A 13,255-nucleotide genomic window follows, 5' to 3' on the forward strand; every position below is an offset into this window, starting at 1 on the left:
CATTAAAACCGATACCCAAAGCGCGCAATATCACGCGCGCACATCCGCCCCAACAGATCGCGCGTGTCACTGTCATACAGCGCGCGATACCCGCCCGGGCGGCGCGACGAATTGTAATGCGGCATATCGAACGAAAAGCCCAGATGCGCCTCGAAGGGGCGTAAATCCTGTGCCAGATGTTCCAGCCGGATAAACAGCGCCGGGCGCTCTGCCCCGTCTGAGCCGGTCACATAATGCCCGAAATGTTCAGCAGAAAAGCTGCGCTGTGTGTGATCGTGGCGCAGGAAATCTGCAAAATTCAGGGTTTTGGCCAAGGCTGTTGCGGGATGATCAAAGGTCTGATCGCGCAGCCAATGGTAATAGCTTACCATCCGATCCCACGGATTGCGCACCAGGGTCACGACCTGCATCGCCTCTAACGTTTCTTGGGGCAGCACACCTTCGATATCGGCCAGGGTTGCGTGTTTCCATAACCGCCCGCGCGCCTGCAAACCCTTCAGCCGCTTGCGCCGCCTTTGCGCCTTGGGGGTGTCGCCGATCAGGATATCATCTTTCATCGCCCGCGCCTCAAGCGCCAGTGTCAGCGACGTGCCACCGGTTTTCGGCACATGGACAAAGACAAACCGACGGCCCGGCGAAATGATCATGCCCGCGCCCCGGTGTGGTGCGCCGAAAATGGCGAAACACCGATATCTTTCACCGCCCGCGGAACAAGAGTATGGCCAACCCCGTTAGGTGACAGGGCCAGAAGAACCGTCAGACCGGCGCGAACCGGAGCCAGATTTTCAGAGGTGGCACGGTGCATCAGATCCAGACCTGTTTGAAATCGCCCGATAACGGTGGCGCGCGCCCTTTTGTAACAACCGTTCGTGAAAATACCATGACCCGGTTGTGTCATCGCACCGGCGCAAAGACCAGCGCGCCGCCTTTTACCACCACAACCATAAAGAGATTCGCGCCAAACTCATATGGGCGACACCCGTTGTTTGGCCCGTTTGTTTCCCCTATGGTGAGACGCAATAACAACAGAAGGGCGGCGCTTATCCGCCCAGCAGGCCCATGACAGCGCTAAAAGAATTTGAACGGCTGGAAACCACAGGCATCTGGCGCGCCGGTCGGCTGGACCAACGGCGCGACGTCGTCGTTACCTTGGGCGATGCCACCTTGGCGATTTTCGACATGAACGAAACCGCGCTGGCGCATTGGTCGCTTGCCGCTGTGCGCCGGGAAAACCCGGGCGAACGCCCCGCCCTGTTCAGCCCCGGATCTGACGCCGACGAACGATTGGAACTGGCCGACGACACAATGATCGACGCCATCGAAAAAGTGCGCAAAGTTGTTGAAAAACATCGCCCGCGGCGGGGGCGGCTGCGCTATTATCTGGCGGCGGGGTCGGTTGCGGTTGTCACCGCTCTGGCTGTGTTCTGGTTGCCCGGTGCCATGATCCGCCACACGGTCAAGGTGGTGCCACCGGCCAGCCGCGCCGACATTGGCGGCCAATTGTTGGCCACGATTCAACGGGTGGCGGGCCGCCCCTGTACCACACGCCAATCCGATGAGGTGTTGGAGATGCTGGCGCACCGCCTGTTGCCCGACCGGCAGGTGCGGTTGGTGGTGCTGTCGCGGGGGGTAAGCGCGTCGGAACATCTGCCGGGGGGGTACATTTTGTTGAACCGCGCCCTGATCGAAGATTTCGAAGGCCCCGCGCCCCTGGCCGGATATATCCTGGCCGAGGATGAGCGCGCGCGCCATCTCGACCCGCTGGAACGTATGTTGTTGGATGTCGGGGCCGTGTCGGCGTTTCAATTGCTGACCACCGGGCACATGCCTGTCGAAACCCTGGAAACCTATGCCGAACGCCTGATGCTGCGCCCGCCCAGCAAGATCGACACCGATGATCTGTTAGAGCGGTTTCGCCTCGCCGGAGTCAGTTCAACCCCTTATGGCTATGCTCTGGATATTTCCGGCGAAGACACCCTGCCCCTGATCGAGGCCGATCCCGTCGCACCCGAGGCCCAGCGCACGGTGTTGACCGATGGCCAATGGGTCACCCTGCAAGGGATCTGTGGCGAATAACCGGCCCCTGCCGAACGGGGGCCGATTGGTCAATCACTTGCGCACGAAGGCATCGCCAAAGCCCGCGCGCCGGGCGATATTCAGACCGTTCTGAACCTGCTGCGCACTGGCAAAGGGGCCTGCGACCACAACCTCAAGAGTGCGCCCGCCACGGTTTACCTTACCCACCCGCACCGGCAGACCAGCGCGCTGTAACCTGGTCACGGTGTTGGCCGCATTGCCCGGATTGCCGAACGTGCCAACCTGCACGTATCGCCCCGCTGCCGCCTGTTTGGCCGGCTTGGCCACCGTCGCCGCCGGGGCGCGCACCGATTTGGTGGAAACCGTGGGGTTCACATCCGAACGCAGCACGGTTTGCCCGGTGCGTTTTGACACGCCCAACTGGCTTTTGTGTACGATCATCCGCTGACCGTTGGACAGGCGTATCGTTACATGCTGCCCCCCGGCCAGATCGCGTTTCTGGCGGGCGTAATCGGTATAGGGATAGATCAGATAGTTGTAATCGCGGGTGCGGTCCTCGCCGCGATTGTCGACCAGACGGCGTGGCACGGTCTGGGTCCAGATCAGGGCGGTTTGCAACGCACCCGACAGGGTTTGCTTGCCACGGTTCGGGTTCAGCCGGTCATCGGTCCAGGCGGCGCGATAACCGGGCGGCGGTGCGATGACCGGCGCAGGTTTCAAAGACGGAAGCGCAATGGGCGTCGGCCCGGCGGTCACAGTGCCCGCGCCACCGCGCAACACAGGTTGCGCGCCGCCTGCGGGGTGTTCTGCCTGCGGGCCGCAGCGTGCGCCGGGGTTGATATATTGCGCCGAAATCGGCGATGCACCGGGGCAAGTACCCCGTACCGTGCGCGGCGCGGCGGTGGTGGCCACACGGGCGGCGGGCGCGGCGGGCCGCACAACCGGGGCTTGCGCAATCACGCGGGGCGCGGCGGCGGCCGGTGGAGGTGGCGCGACCACACGGGGTTGCGCCGCAACCACCGGGGCGGTAACCGGGCGCGCCACACGCACCGGCGCTGTGAGCGACGGCGGCGGTGTGCCCGGCGCATCGGCAATCACCGGTGCATCAACCCGCGCCACATTGGTGGGCTTGAAGCCACACAGTTTCTTGCGCGACCGGTTGACCCGGGGCACCCATGACACAGCCCCGTCAAAGCCTGCGCGCACAAACACGCAGCCTTTGCTGTCGACATATTGCCGGGCGGTATAGCTGGCCGGTGGAAATTCCGCCGGTTGGTCATTGCCACTCAGCGCCTGGGCGTTGAGTGGCGTGCTGATCGTGAAACCCATCGCAAAGGCAGCCGCGATGGCAAAGGCGCTTGTCCGCAAAGCATTCATGTAATGTGCCCCCACACATTGATTTTCGCTACAGGATGGCGGAATTTGCCAAACGGGTAAAGCCAATTCCGCCTATTTTGTACCAAACATCCGGTCCCCCGCATCGCCCAAACCGGGCACGATATAACCCTTTTCGTCAAGCCGATCATCCAATGCGGCGGTGACAATCGGCACATCGGGATGGGCCTCTTTCATCCGCGCCACGCCTTCGGGGGCGGCCAGCAGGCAAAGGAATCGAATATCCTTGGCACCGGCCTGTTTCAGCAGATCAATCGCCGCTGCCGATGAATTGCCCGTGGCCAACATCGGATCAACGGCAATCACCAACCGTTCATCCAATTCATTGGGCAATTTGCAATAATATTGCACCGGTTGCAGGGTTTTCTCATCGCGGTAAAGCCCGACAAACCCAACCCGCGCCGATGGCACCAATTCCAGGATTCCATCCAACAATCCGTTGCCCGCCCGCAAGATCGACACCAGCGCCATTTTGCGCCCATCCAGAACCGGCGCTTCCATTTCACACATGGGCGTTTGGATTGTCTTGGTCGTCATCGCCAGGTTTTCGGTGACCTCATAGGCCAATAACTGACTGATTTCGCGCAATAACTGGCGAAATACCACAGTCGGCGTATCCTTATCACGCATGAGCGACAGTTTATGTTGCACAAGCGGGTGGCGGACGATGGTCAGGTGGTCGGTCATCGGGTCTCCAATCGTTTTTTCAACGCATCTTTGGTGGCCTGGTCGCAGAATGCGGCGCTCAGGCTGGTGTTTTCGATGTCTTCAAACACGCCCTCATCCCAATCGAATGTCGCCGCCAAACGGTCGTATTCATCGGTCATGGTGGTGTGAAAGAACGGCGGATCATCGGTGGATACGGTCACCTTGACGCCGCGTTCGCGCAAGGCATGGATCGGGTGATCGGCCCAGGTTTTGTAAACGCCAAGGGCGATGTTTGATCCCGGACATACCTCAAGCACCACACCATCTTCGGCCAAACGATCAACAAGCGCCAAATCTTCGATGGCGCGCACGCCGTGGCCGATACGTTCGACCCGCAGATCATCCAGCGCATCGCGCACCGAGTCGGGCCCACCCCATTCACCGGCATGGGCGGTCAGGCGCAAGCCCGCCTCGCGCGCCATGTCAAAGCTGTAGGCGAAATCCTTGGGTTTGCCGGCCTGCTCATCGCCCGCAATGCCAAAACCGACAATCCAATCGCCCGCAGTTTCCGCCGCACACAGCGCCGTTTCCCGCGCCTTTTCCGGGCCGAAATGGCGGATACAGGTGACAATGCCGCGCAAAACGATGCCATCTTCCCGCTCGGCCTGATCGGCGGCTTCGCGGATCGCATGCAGATATTCGCGCCACGCGCCCACATCGCGGCCCCCGCAAAAATCGGGTGACAGAAACGTTTCGCTGTAAATCACCCCATTGGCGGCACTTTCGGCCAGAACGGCGCGGGTCAGGCGGGCGTAATCCTCGGGGGTTTGCAACACGCTGGTCGCGGCTTCGTATACCTTCAGGAAATCCCAGAAATCGGTATAGCTGTAATCGCCCTGTTCGTTGAACACCCGGCTGATATCCACCTTTTTCTCTTGCGCCAGACGTTTGATAAATGCGGGGGGCGCGGCCCCTTCGTGGTGCAGGTGCAGTTCGATCTTGGGGCGGCTCGACAGGGTCACAAAAAGCTCTTTCCACGTTTGGGGGTGGGGAGGGACAGGTGCGCCGCAAGGGATGCCGCAACATCGACAAACGCGCAATGGCCGATTTCACCACTGCCCGCCCCGGCGACAAGAACCGGCACCCGTTCGCGGGTGTGTTCGGTGCCATGCCATGTCGGATCATTGCCATGATCGGCGGTAATGATCAAAACATCGCCGCTGCGCAGTTTTGCCAACAGACCGGGCAGCGCGGCATCGAACCATTCAAGGTGTCCGGCATATCCTTTCACATCGCGGCGGTGGCCGAAATTACTGTCAAACTCAACGAAATTGGCAAAGATCAGGCTGCCATCTTCGGCGGTGTCTATCCTTTGCGCCAGCGCGGTCAGCAGATCGGCATCGCTGCCTTTGTCGACGGTATCAATGCCCTGCATCGAAAATATATCGCCGATCTTGCCCACCGCATGCACGGTGCCACCTGCGGTTTGCACCCAATCACACAGGCCGGGTTCGGGCAAGGCGATGGCGTAATCGCGCCGGTGCGGGGTGCGTTGAAATGCGCCGGGTTCGCCGATAAACGGACGCGCGATCACCCGGCCCACCTTCATCTTATGCAAGGTCGGGGCCAGATCGGCGCACAGGCGCAACAGGCGATCAAGGCCGAAATGCTGTTCGTGGGCGGCAATCTGAAACACGCTATCGGCCGAGGTATAACAGATCGGCCATCCGGTGCGGATATGTTCGCCGCCCAGCCGGTCAATAATCGCGGTGCCCGACGCGTGGCAATTGCCCAATATGCCATCGGTACCAGCCAATTTCGCGGCCAAGGCCGAAATATCGGCGGGAAAGGCCGGTGTGGTATCGGGAAACACCGTCCACTCCCAAGGGACCGGCACACCGGCCAGTTCCCAATGACCCGATGGCGTGTCCTTGCCGCGCGACACTTCGGTTGCCGCACCCCAAAGGCCCGTGGGCGTGGCATTCAGCCCCGGCGTCGCATCGCCCGAGGCAAGGCGGACCGCCGCGCCCAGGCCCAGCGCGTCAAGGTTGGGCAGGCGCAGTTGGGTGGATTGCGCGATATGGGCCAGGGTGTTGGCCCCTTCGTCACCAAAATCGGCGGCATCGGGCGCACCGCCACAACCGACAGAATCAAGCACGATCAGAATGGCGCGGGGCATCAGGCGAACTCCTCATGGATCAATGGGGGCAGTGTGGGTGGCACGCCGATTGTGATCGCGCGGCGCAGGCGGCGCGCGGCGGCATCGGCGCTGTCGGATGTGGCGGCGTGTATGCGCAGCAGCGTGTCGCCCTTGGTCACCCGATCCCCCAGGCGGCGGATGTGCGACAGGCCGACCGCCGGATCGATCCGGCCGGATTCCACCATCCGCCCCCCGCCCAGGCGCACCACAGTCTCGCCCAGCGCCACACCGTCAATCGCCGCGATATCGCCGGTTTCGGGTGCGGGCAAATCAACGATCACCGGGGCGGTGGGCAGGTGCGTTTCCCAATTTTCAACGAAATCCACAGGCCCGCCCAGCGCGGCAATCATCCGGCCAAACCGCTCAGCCGCGCGCCCATCGCGCAAAGTGGCGGCCAGATCGGCGGTGCGCGCGCCCTGCCCCGCCAGGGTCAGAACGCTGGCCCCAAGCTTCAGCGCCACTTGCGCCAAAGGCGTGTCGGTTGCGCCGTTCAAAACAGCCATCACTGCCGCCACTTCCACCGCATTGCCAACAGCGGGGGCCAACGGTTGGTTCATATCCGTGATCAGGGCGCGTGTGGCACAGCCCGCCCCGTTGGCCGTGGCCACCAATTGTTGCGCCAAGGCGCGGGCCGCCTTGGCCGTGGGCATGAATGCGCCCGACCCAACCTTGACATCCAACACCAACGTGCCGATCCCACCGGCCAGCTTTTTTGACAGGATCGAGGCGGTAATCAGATCAATACTGTCGACCGTACCGGTGACATCACGCACCGCATACAACCGTTTGTCAGCAGGCGCGATCGCCCCCGTGGCCGATACGATGGCACAGCCAGTATCGCCAACAATCGCGCGAAACCCGGGTTCATCGACTGTGGTCGAAACACCCGGGATCGATTCAAGCTTATCCAGCGTGCCGCCCGAATGGCCCAACCCCCGCCCCGAAATCATCGGCACATAACACCCCAGCGCCGCCAGCATCGGCGCCAGGATCAACGATACCGGATCGCCCACCCCGCCGGTGGAATGTTTGTCCACCACCGGGCCGGGCAAATCCCATGCCAACACATCGCCGCTGTCGCGCATTGCCTGGGTCAGGGCGACCGTGCCCGCATCGCCCAGCCCGTTCAGACACACCGCCATGGCAAACGCCCCGGCCTGGGCATCAGACACCGTGCCATCGGCCAGCCCCGCCGCAAACCCGCTCAGGGCATCATGATCGGGCGCCTGTCCTGCGCGCAACGCTGAAAGAAGGGCGCGTGTTTCCATCCTTTAGGGGGTTTCCATATGATCGGCGGTAAAGGCCCCGGGCAACAGATCGGCCACGGTTACCGTTTCGGCCAGCCCACTGATCGTGGCCATCGTTACCGGTACGTCGCCTGCCGCAAATTCGGCCAGTTTCTGGCGGCACCCGCCACAGGGCGGCACCGGTTTCGGGCTTTCGGCGATCACATACGCCTCGGCGATGACCCGTTCGCCCGCCGCAACCATTGCCGCAATCGCCCCCGCCTCGGCACAGGTGCCTTCGGGATAGGCGACATTTTCAACATTGCAGCCGGCATAAACATTGCCCTTGTCGGTCAGGATGGCGGCCCCCACGGCAAATCCGGAATAAGGCGCATGGGCGTTATCGCGCGCCTGGCGGGCGGCTGTTTTCAACGACATATCGGTTCCTTCGATCTTGGTTGTGACATCGTGTCCTGTGTCATTCGCACAATCAAGGGGGAACCCGGCCCGACAGCCAAACGTTCCCAATGCAAGACCAAAAGAAATCACCAAATCCATATAAAAGAGGAGTCGGCAGATGCCAAAAGAAGAAAAACCCGCCGTTGCTCCGGGGCATCCCGTTGGCGGCATTCCCGCCGCGGATCACGGCGAACCGGAACCGATGACCGAAAAGCAGGCCGCCTTACTGCGCAATCTTTGCGACCGGGCCGGTGAGCCGTTTGATACCGCCCTGTCACGCCGTCAGGCGCAGGCGCGGATCGACGCCCTGCGCGTTAAACTGGATCTTGAGTAAGGTCTGCACAGCCGGAATATGGCCGCCCGCACCATGATTTTACAGAGATCAACGCAGGCCAGCGGACATTTTCGCATCTGATTTGAAAGTCCTTGAAGGTTAAGACCGCCCCGTGCCGGGTAACACCATTTGACAAAATGGCCGGAACAACAGGATATGGTGTCACGCCAAGTAATCTTAGAAGGGGCCCCCATGGACGACGCGAAAAAGGAAAACCTGCGCCAGGCGGCGTTGGATTATCACCGGCTTCCCAAACCGGGAAAGTTGGAAATTCGCGCGACCAAGCCATTGGCAAATGGCCGCGATCTGGCGCGCGCCTATTCCCCCGGTGTGGCCGAAGCCTGTCTTGAAATCAAAGCCAACCCCACCACGGCGCGCGATTACACATCGCGCGGCAACCTAGTGGCGGTGGTGACAAACGGCACCGCGGTGCTGGGCCTGGGCAACATTGGCGCGCTGGCCAGCAAGCCGGTGATGGAGGGCAAGGCGGTTCTGTTCAAGAAATTCGCCAATATCGATTGTTTCGATATCGAACTGAATGAAAACGACCCCGAAAAGCTGGCCGATATCGTTTGCGCGCTGGAACCCACCTTTGGCGCCATCAATCTGGAAGATATCAAGGCGCCCGAATGTTTCATTGTTGAAAAGCTGTGCCAGGAACGGATGAATATTCCTGTGTTTCACGACGATCAGCATGGCACCGCCATCGTCGTGGGCGCGGCGGCCACCAATGCATTGCGTGTTGCGGGCAAGAAATTCGAAGACATCAAGGTGGTCAGCACAGGCGGCGGCGCGGCTGGAATTGCCTGCCTGAATATGTTGGTAAAATTGGGCGTGCGGCGCGAAAACGTGTTTTTGTGTGACCTCGCCGGTCTGGTCTACGAAGGCCGCACCGACGACATGACCGAACAAAAGGCCGCCTTTGCCCAACCGGGCGACGCGCGTGATCTGATCGAGGTGATCGAAGGCGCCGATCTGTTTCTTGGCCTTTCGGGGCCCGGCGTTCTGACCGCTGAAATGGTCGGGAAAATGGCCGACACACCGGCAATTTTCGCCTTGGCGAACCCCAACCCTGAAATAGACCCCGACGTGGCCCGATCGGTCGCCCCAAAGGCGCTGATCGCGACGGGGCGCAGCGATTACGCCAATCAGGTGAACAACGTTCTGTGTTTCCCGTTCATCTTTCGCGGCGCATTGGATGTGGGCGCGACGGAAATCAACGATGAGATGAAAATCGCCTGTATCGAAGGCATCGCCGCCCTTGCCCGCGCCACCACCAGCGCCGAAGCGGCAGCGGCCTATTCCGGCGAACAGATGACGTTCGGCCCAGATTACCTGATCCCTAAGCCGTTCGATCCGCGTCTGATGGGTGTGGTGGCCACCGCCGTGGCCCGGGCGGCCATGGAAACCGGCGTGGCAACACGACCGATTGCAGATCTGGCCGCCTACAAGGCAACGCTGGATGGATCGGTGTTCAAATCGGCGATGATCATGCGGCCGGTGTTTGAAGCCGCCTCAACCACATCGCGCCGCATTGTCTTTGCCGAGGGCGAAGATGAGCGCGTGTTGCGCGCAGCCAGTGCCATGTTGGACGAAACCACCGACAAGCCGATCCTGATCGGACGCCCCGACGTCATTGAGTTGCGCGCCGAGCGGGCCGGGCTGGCCATTCGACCCGGTCGGGATTTCGAAATCGTGAACCCCGAAAACGATCCGCGGTATCGTGAATATTGGGGCACCTATCACGAAATCATGCAGCGCAAAGGCGTTACGCCCGATCTGGCCAAGGCAATCATGCGCACCAACACCACTGCCATCGGCGCGGTCATGGTGCAGCGCGAAGAGGCCGAATCGCTGATCTGTGGGACGTTCGGGCAATTCCTTTGGCATCTGAATTATATTCGCGAGATTCTGGGCACGCCAAAACTGCGCCCCGTCGGCGCGCTGTCGCTGATGATCCTTGAGGATGGGCCGCTGTTTGTGGCCGACACACAGGTGCATCCCACGCCGACGCCTGAACAGATCGCCGAATCGGTGATCGGGGCCGCGCGCCATGTGCGCCGCTTTGGGGTGGAGCCGCAAATTGCGCTGTGTTCCCATTCACAGTTCGGCAATCTGGACTGCGACACCGGCATCCGCATGCGCGAGGCAATGAGGATACTGGATGCGCAACCGCGCAATTTTGCCTATGAGGGCGAAATGCAGACAGATGCCGCCCTGAACCCGGAATTGCGCCATAGGATTTACCCCAATTCGCGGCTGACCGGCGTGGCGAACGTGTTGATCTTTGCCAATACCGATGCGGCGTCAGGTGTGCGCAATATCTTGAAAATGAAGGGCGGCGGTCTGGAGGTCGGACCGATTCTGATGGGAATGGGCAACCGCGCCCATATCGTGACCCCATCAATCACCGCACGTGGATTGCTGAACATGAGTGCATTGGCCGGCACGCCCGTGGCCCACTACGGCTGAGCGGTTTTGCAAAGGGGGATGGGGGGCTTTCCGCCCCCCTCTTGCCTGCGGCAATTCACCCCCCGAGGATATTTTTAAAACGAAAATGAAGCGGTCAGAGTTTTAACCCTCTGGCACTTTTACTTGCCGTTTTGCGCGGCGTGAGGATAAATGGCCTGGGATTTAGGGAGACGGCCATGGGATATCGTGATGTTTATCAACGCTGGCAGGATGATCCGGAGGCATATTGGTTGGACCAGGCCCGCGCCATCGATTGGGATGTGGCGCCATCCAAAGCGTTGAACGATACCCGGGCGCCGCTGTACGAGTGGTTTTCCGATGCCATGGGCAACACTTGTTACAACTGCGTTGATCGCCATGTGAAGGCGGGGCGCGGTGATCAGAACGCGATCATTTACGACAGCCCGATCACCGGTACAAAATCGCATACGACATTTTCACAGTTGCAAGAACAGACCGCGCGGTTGGCCGGGGCCCTTGCGGCGCGCGGTGTGGTCAAGGGCGACCGGGTGATCATTTATATGCCAATGGTGCCCGAAGCCTTGGTGGCGATGTTGGCCTGCACCCGGATTGGCGCGATTCATTCGGTCGTTTTTGGGGGCTTTGCGGCCCATGAACTGGCCACGCGGATCAACGATGCCACGCCCAAGGCAATCATCGCCGCATCTTGTGGGATCGAACCGGGGCGCGTGGTGGAATACAAACCGCTGTTGGATGGCGCGATCAACGAGGCCGTGCACAAGCCCGAATTTTGCGTTGTCTTACAACGGGACCAATGCCGCGCCGACATGGTTGAGGGGCGCGATTTCGATTGGCACGAGATGCAACAGGGGGTTGAGCCCGCCGATTGCGTTTCGGTTGCGGGCAATCACCCGGCCTATATCCTGTATACTTCGGGCACCACCGGACAGCCCAAAGGCGTGGTACGCCCCACCGCCGGGCATATGGTGGCGCTGAACTGGACGATGAAGAATATCTATAACGTCGTTCCGGGCGATGTGTTCTGGGCCGCATCCGATGTGGGATGGGTCGTGGGGCATAGTTATATTTGCTACGCGCCGTTGCTGGCGGGAAATACCACCGTGGTGTTTGAAGGCAAACCGATCGGCACACCGGATGCAGGCACGTTTTGGCGGGTGATTTCAGAACATAAGGTCAAAAGCTTTTTCACCGCCCCGACCGCATTTCGCGCGATCAAACGGGAAGATCCGACCGGCGCGTTTTTGAAAGAGTATGACCTGTCTTGCCTGAAATACCTGTTTCTGGCAGGCGAGCGGGCCGATCCGGACACCGTGAATTGGGCCGCCGATTTGTTGGGAGTGCCGGTGATTGATCACTGGTGGCAGACCGAAACCGGATACACCATCGTGGGCAATCCGGCAGGGATCGAGCTTTTGCCGCTGAAACCGGGATCGCCCACCGTTCCGATGCCCGGCTATGATGTGCATATCCTGGATGAGGCCGGCCATGCGGTGCCAAACGGCACGTTGGGTGCGATTGCCATCAAACTGCCGTTGCCGCCGGGCACCCTGCCCACCCTGTGGAACGCCGAGGAGCGGTTTCAGAAATCCTATCTGGCGCATTTTCCGGGATATTACGAAACCGGCGATGCCGGGATGATCGACGATGACGGCTATCTTTATATCATGGCGCGCACCGATGATGTGATCAATGTGGCCGGGCACCGCCTGTCAACCGGCGGAATGGAAGAGGTGCTGGCGGGCCACCCCGATGTGGCCGAATGTGCAGTGATCGGGGTGGCAGACCCGTTAAAGGGGCAATTGCCCATGGGGTTTGTTTGCCTGTCGAAAGGCGTGGAAAAGCCCCATGATCAGATCGAGAAAGAATGCATCCAACGGGTGCGCGATCAAATTGGCCCCGTGGCCGCGTTTCGTTTGATCAAGGTGGTGGATCGGTTGCCCAAAACCCGGTCAGGCAAGATTTTGCGCGCGACCATGGCGAAAATTGCCGACGGCGAGACATTCAAGATGCCCGCAACCATCGACGATCCGGCAGTATTGGACGAAATTGCCGTGGCGTTGAAAACGCTGGGGTATCCCGGCGCGCATTAGGTTTCGGTTTCGGCAACCAAATCACAGGCGTGGCTTTTATCGCCCACGGTTATGGTCATCGTGGCCATCACGCCGGTTAAATCACCCGTGTGGGTGGCGCGCCCCACGAACACCTCCTGTCCTGCCGCCGCGGTGAATGTGCCGCCGATGGTTGAGGATGTGGCGATATTCGCGGTTTTGCGGGCGATTTGAATGGAGTATTGGCCAGCCGTATCGGATTGGGCGATGATCCGCCCGCGATATGTTGTTGTATCACCCACGGTCTGGGCGACGACAGTGCACTCAATACCCGTCAGCGGTGCAGGCGCGCGGCCCATTCCGGCAATGAAAAACGTAAGGGCGACAAGGGTGATATAGCGGGTCATAACACCACGATTGCCGCCTTGCCGCTGTCTGGCAAGTGACAAATTGC

General features: G+C 60.7%; 12 protein-coding genes. 4 read left to right on the forward strand and 8 right to left on the reverse strand.

The window, feature by feature from the left end; genetic code table 11:
* Positions 1-2: 2 nt before the first annotated feature.
* Entirely contained in the window at positions 3-647 is a 645-nt protein-coding gene (locus C8265_RS03335; protein WP_108482586.1) for a sulfotransferase family 2 domain-containing protein, read from the reverse strand.
* A 412-nt stretch (positions 648-1,059) separates the two neighbouring features.
* Here C8265_RS03335 and C8265_RS03345 point away from each other — a divergent pair, with 412 nt between their 5' ends.
* Positions 1,060-2,076, forward strand: coding sequence for a hypothetical protein (locus tag C8265_RS03345; protein ID WP_108482588.1), 1,017 nt, complete (start codon positions 1,060-1,062; stop codon positions 2,074-2,076).
* 33 nt (positions 2,077-2,109) lie between these two features.
* Here the strand turns inward: C8265_RS03345 and C8265_RS03350 are convergent, their stop codons facing one another.
* From C8265_RS03350 to C8265_RS03375, 6 genes are all read right to left on the reverse strand, one after another.
* On the reverse strand, positions 2,110-3,414 hold the full coding sequence (locus C8265_RS03350; RefSeq protein WP_108482589.1) for an SPOR domain-containing protein: 1,305 nt from the start codon (positions 3,412-3,414) through the stop codon (positions 2,110-2,112).
* Positions 3,415-3,486: 72 nt separating this feature from the next.
* The gene (gene upp, locus C8265_RS03355; RefSeq protein WP_108482590.1) at positions 3,487-4,119 is read right to left on the reverse strand and encodes a uracil phosphoribosyltransferase; all 633 of its coding nucleotides are present in this window, start codon (positions 4,117-4,119) and stop codon (positions 3,487-3,489) included.
* Positions 4,116-5,102: an adenosine deaminase gene (locus C8265_RS03360; RefSeq protein ID WP_108482591.1), complete on the reverse strand. Its 987-nt coding sequence runs from the start codon at positions 5,100-5,102 to the stop codon at positions 4,116-4,118. The genes upp and C8265_RS03360 overlap by 4 nt, the downstream gene beginning before the upstream one ends.
* Positions 5,099-6,259 carry a phosphopentomutase gene (locus C8265_RS03365; RefSeq protein ID WP_108482592.1) on the reverse strand — a complete coding sequence of 387 codons (1,161 nt, stop codon included), beginning with the start codon at positions 6,257-6,259 and terminating at the stop codon, positions 5,099-5,101. Before C8265_RS03365 ends, C8265_RS03360 begins: the two co-directional genes overlap by 4 nt.
* Positions 6,259-7,548: a thymidine phosphorylase gene (locus tag C8265_RS03370; RefSeq protein ID WP_108482593.1), complete on the reverse strand. Its 1,290-nt coding sequence runs from the start codon at positions 7,546-7,548 to the stop codon at positions 6,259-6,261. The genes C8265_RS03365 and C8265_RS03370 overlap by 1 nt, the downstream gene beginning before the upstream one ends.
* A gap of 3 nt (positions 7,549-7,551) precedes the next feature.
* Positions 7,552-7,959: a cytidine deaminase gene (locus C8265_RS03375; RefSeq protein ID WP_476703832.1), complete on the reverse strand. Its 408-nt coding sequence runs from the start codon at positions 7,957-7,959 to the stop codon at positions 7,552-7,554.
* 124 nt (positions 7,960-8,083) lie between these two features.
* On the opposite strand from C8265_RS03375, the gene C8265_RS03380 reads away from it, so the two are divergent.
* The 3 genes from C8265_RS03380 to C8265_RS03390 all read left to right on the forward strand — a co-directional run bounded on the left by C8265_RS03380 (position 8,084) and on the right by C8265_RS03390 (position 12,843).
* The gene (locus tag C8265_RS03380) at positions 8,084-8,299 is read left to right on the forward strand and encodes a DUF3072 domain-containing protein (RefSeq protein WP_108482594.1); all 216 of its coding nucleotides are present in this window, start codon (positions 8,084-8,086) and stop codon (positions 8,297-8,299) included.
* Positions 8,300-8,491: 192 nt separating this feature from the next.
* Entirely contained in the window at positions 8,492-10,771 is a 2,280-nt protein-coding gene (locus C8265_RS03385; RefSeq protein WP_108482595.1) for an NADP-dependent malic enzyme, read from the forward strand.
* 176 nt (positions 10,772-10,947) lie between these two features.
* Positions 10,948-12,843 (forward strand): propionyl-CoA synthetase, encoded by a 1,896-nt coding sequence (locus tag C8265_RS03390; RefSeq protein WP_108482596.1) that lies wholly within the window; start codon positions 10,948-10,950, stop codon positions 12,841-12,843.
* Here the strand turns inward: C8265_RS03390 and csgH are convergent.
* The gene (gene csgH / locus C8265_RS03395) at positions 12,840-13,208 is read right to left on the reverse strand and encodes a curli-like amyloid fiber formation chaperone CsgH (protein WP_108482597.1); all 369 of its coding nucleotides are present in this window, start codon (positions 13,206-13,208) and stop codon (positions 12,840-12,842) included. The two genes, C8265_RS03390 and csgH, sit on opposite strands and share 4 nt — an antisense overlap.
* Between the last annotated feature and the right edge of the window lie 47 nt (positions 13,209-13,255).

Origin of the sequence: Oceaniglobus ichthyenteri, from assembly GCF_003057885.1 — a bacterium.
GTDB classification, from domain to species: Bacteria; Pseudomonadota; Alphaproteobacteria; order Rhodobacterales; family Rhodobacteraceae; genus Oceaniglobus; species Oceaniglobus ichthyenteri.

Coding starts and splice junctions, on each gene's coding strand:
- upp (WP_108482590.1), bottom strand. CDS start 4,119: ATGACCGACCACCTGACCATCGTCCGCCACCCGCTTGTGCAACATAAA.
- csgH (WP_108482597.1), bottom strand. CDS start 13,208: ATGACCCGCTATATCACCCTTGTCGCCCTTACGTTTTTCATTGCCGGA.
- C8265_RS03380 (WP_108482594.1), top strand. CDS start 8,084: ATGCCAAAAGAAGAAAAACCCGCCGTTGCTCCGGGGCATCCCGTTGGC.
- C8265_RS03345 (WP_108482588.1), top strand. CDS start 1,060: ATGACAGCGCTAAAAGAATTTGAACGGCTGGAAACCACAGGCATCTGG.
- C8265_RS03390 (WP_108482596.1), top strand. CDS start 10,948: ATGGGATATCGTGATGTTTATCAACGCTGGCAGGATGATCCGGAGGCA.
- C8265_RS03385 (WP_108482595.1), top strand. CDS start 8,492: ATGGACGACGCGAAAAAGGAAAACCTGCGCCAGGCGGCGTTGGATTAT.
- C8265_RS03335 (WP_108482586.1), bottom strand. CDS start 647: ATGATCATTTCGCCGGGCCGTCGGTTTGTCTTTGTCCATGTGCCGAAA.
- C8265_RS03365 (WP_108482592.1), bottom strand. CDS start 6,259: ATGCCCCGCGCCATTCTGATCGTGCTTGATTCTGTCGGTTGTGGCGGT.
- C8265_RS03370 (WP_108482593.1), bottom strand. CDS start 7,548: ATGGAAACACGCGCCCTTCTTTCAGCGTTGCGCGCAGGACAGGCGCCC.
- C8265_RS03350 (WP_108482589.1), bottom strand. CDS start 3,414: ATGAATGCTTTGCGGACAAGCGCCTTTGCCATCGCGGCTGCCTTTGCG.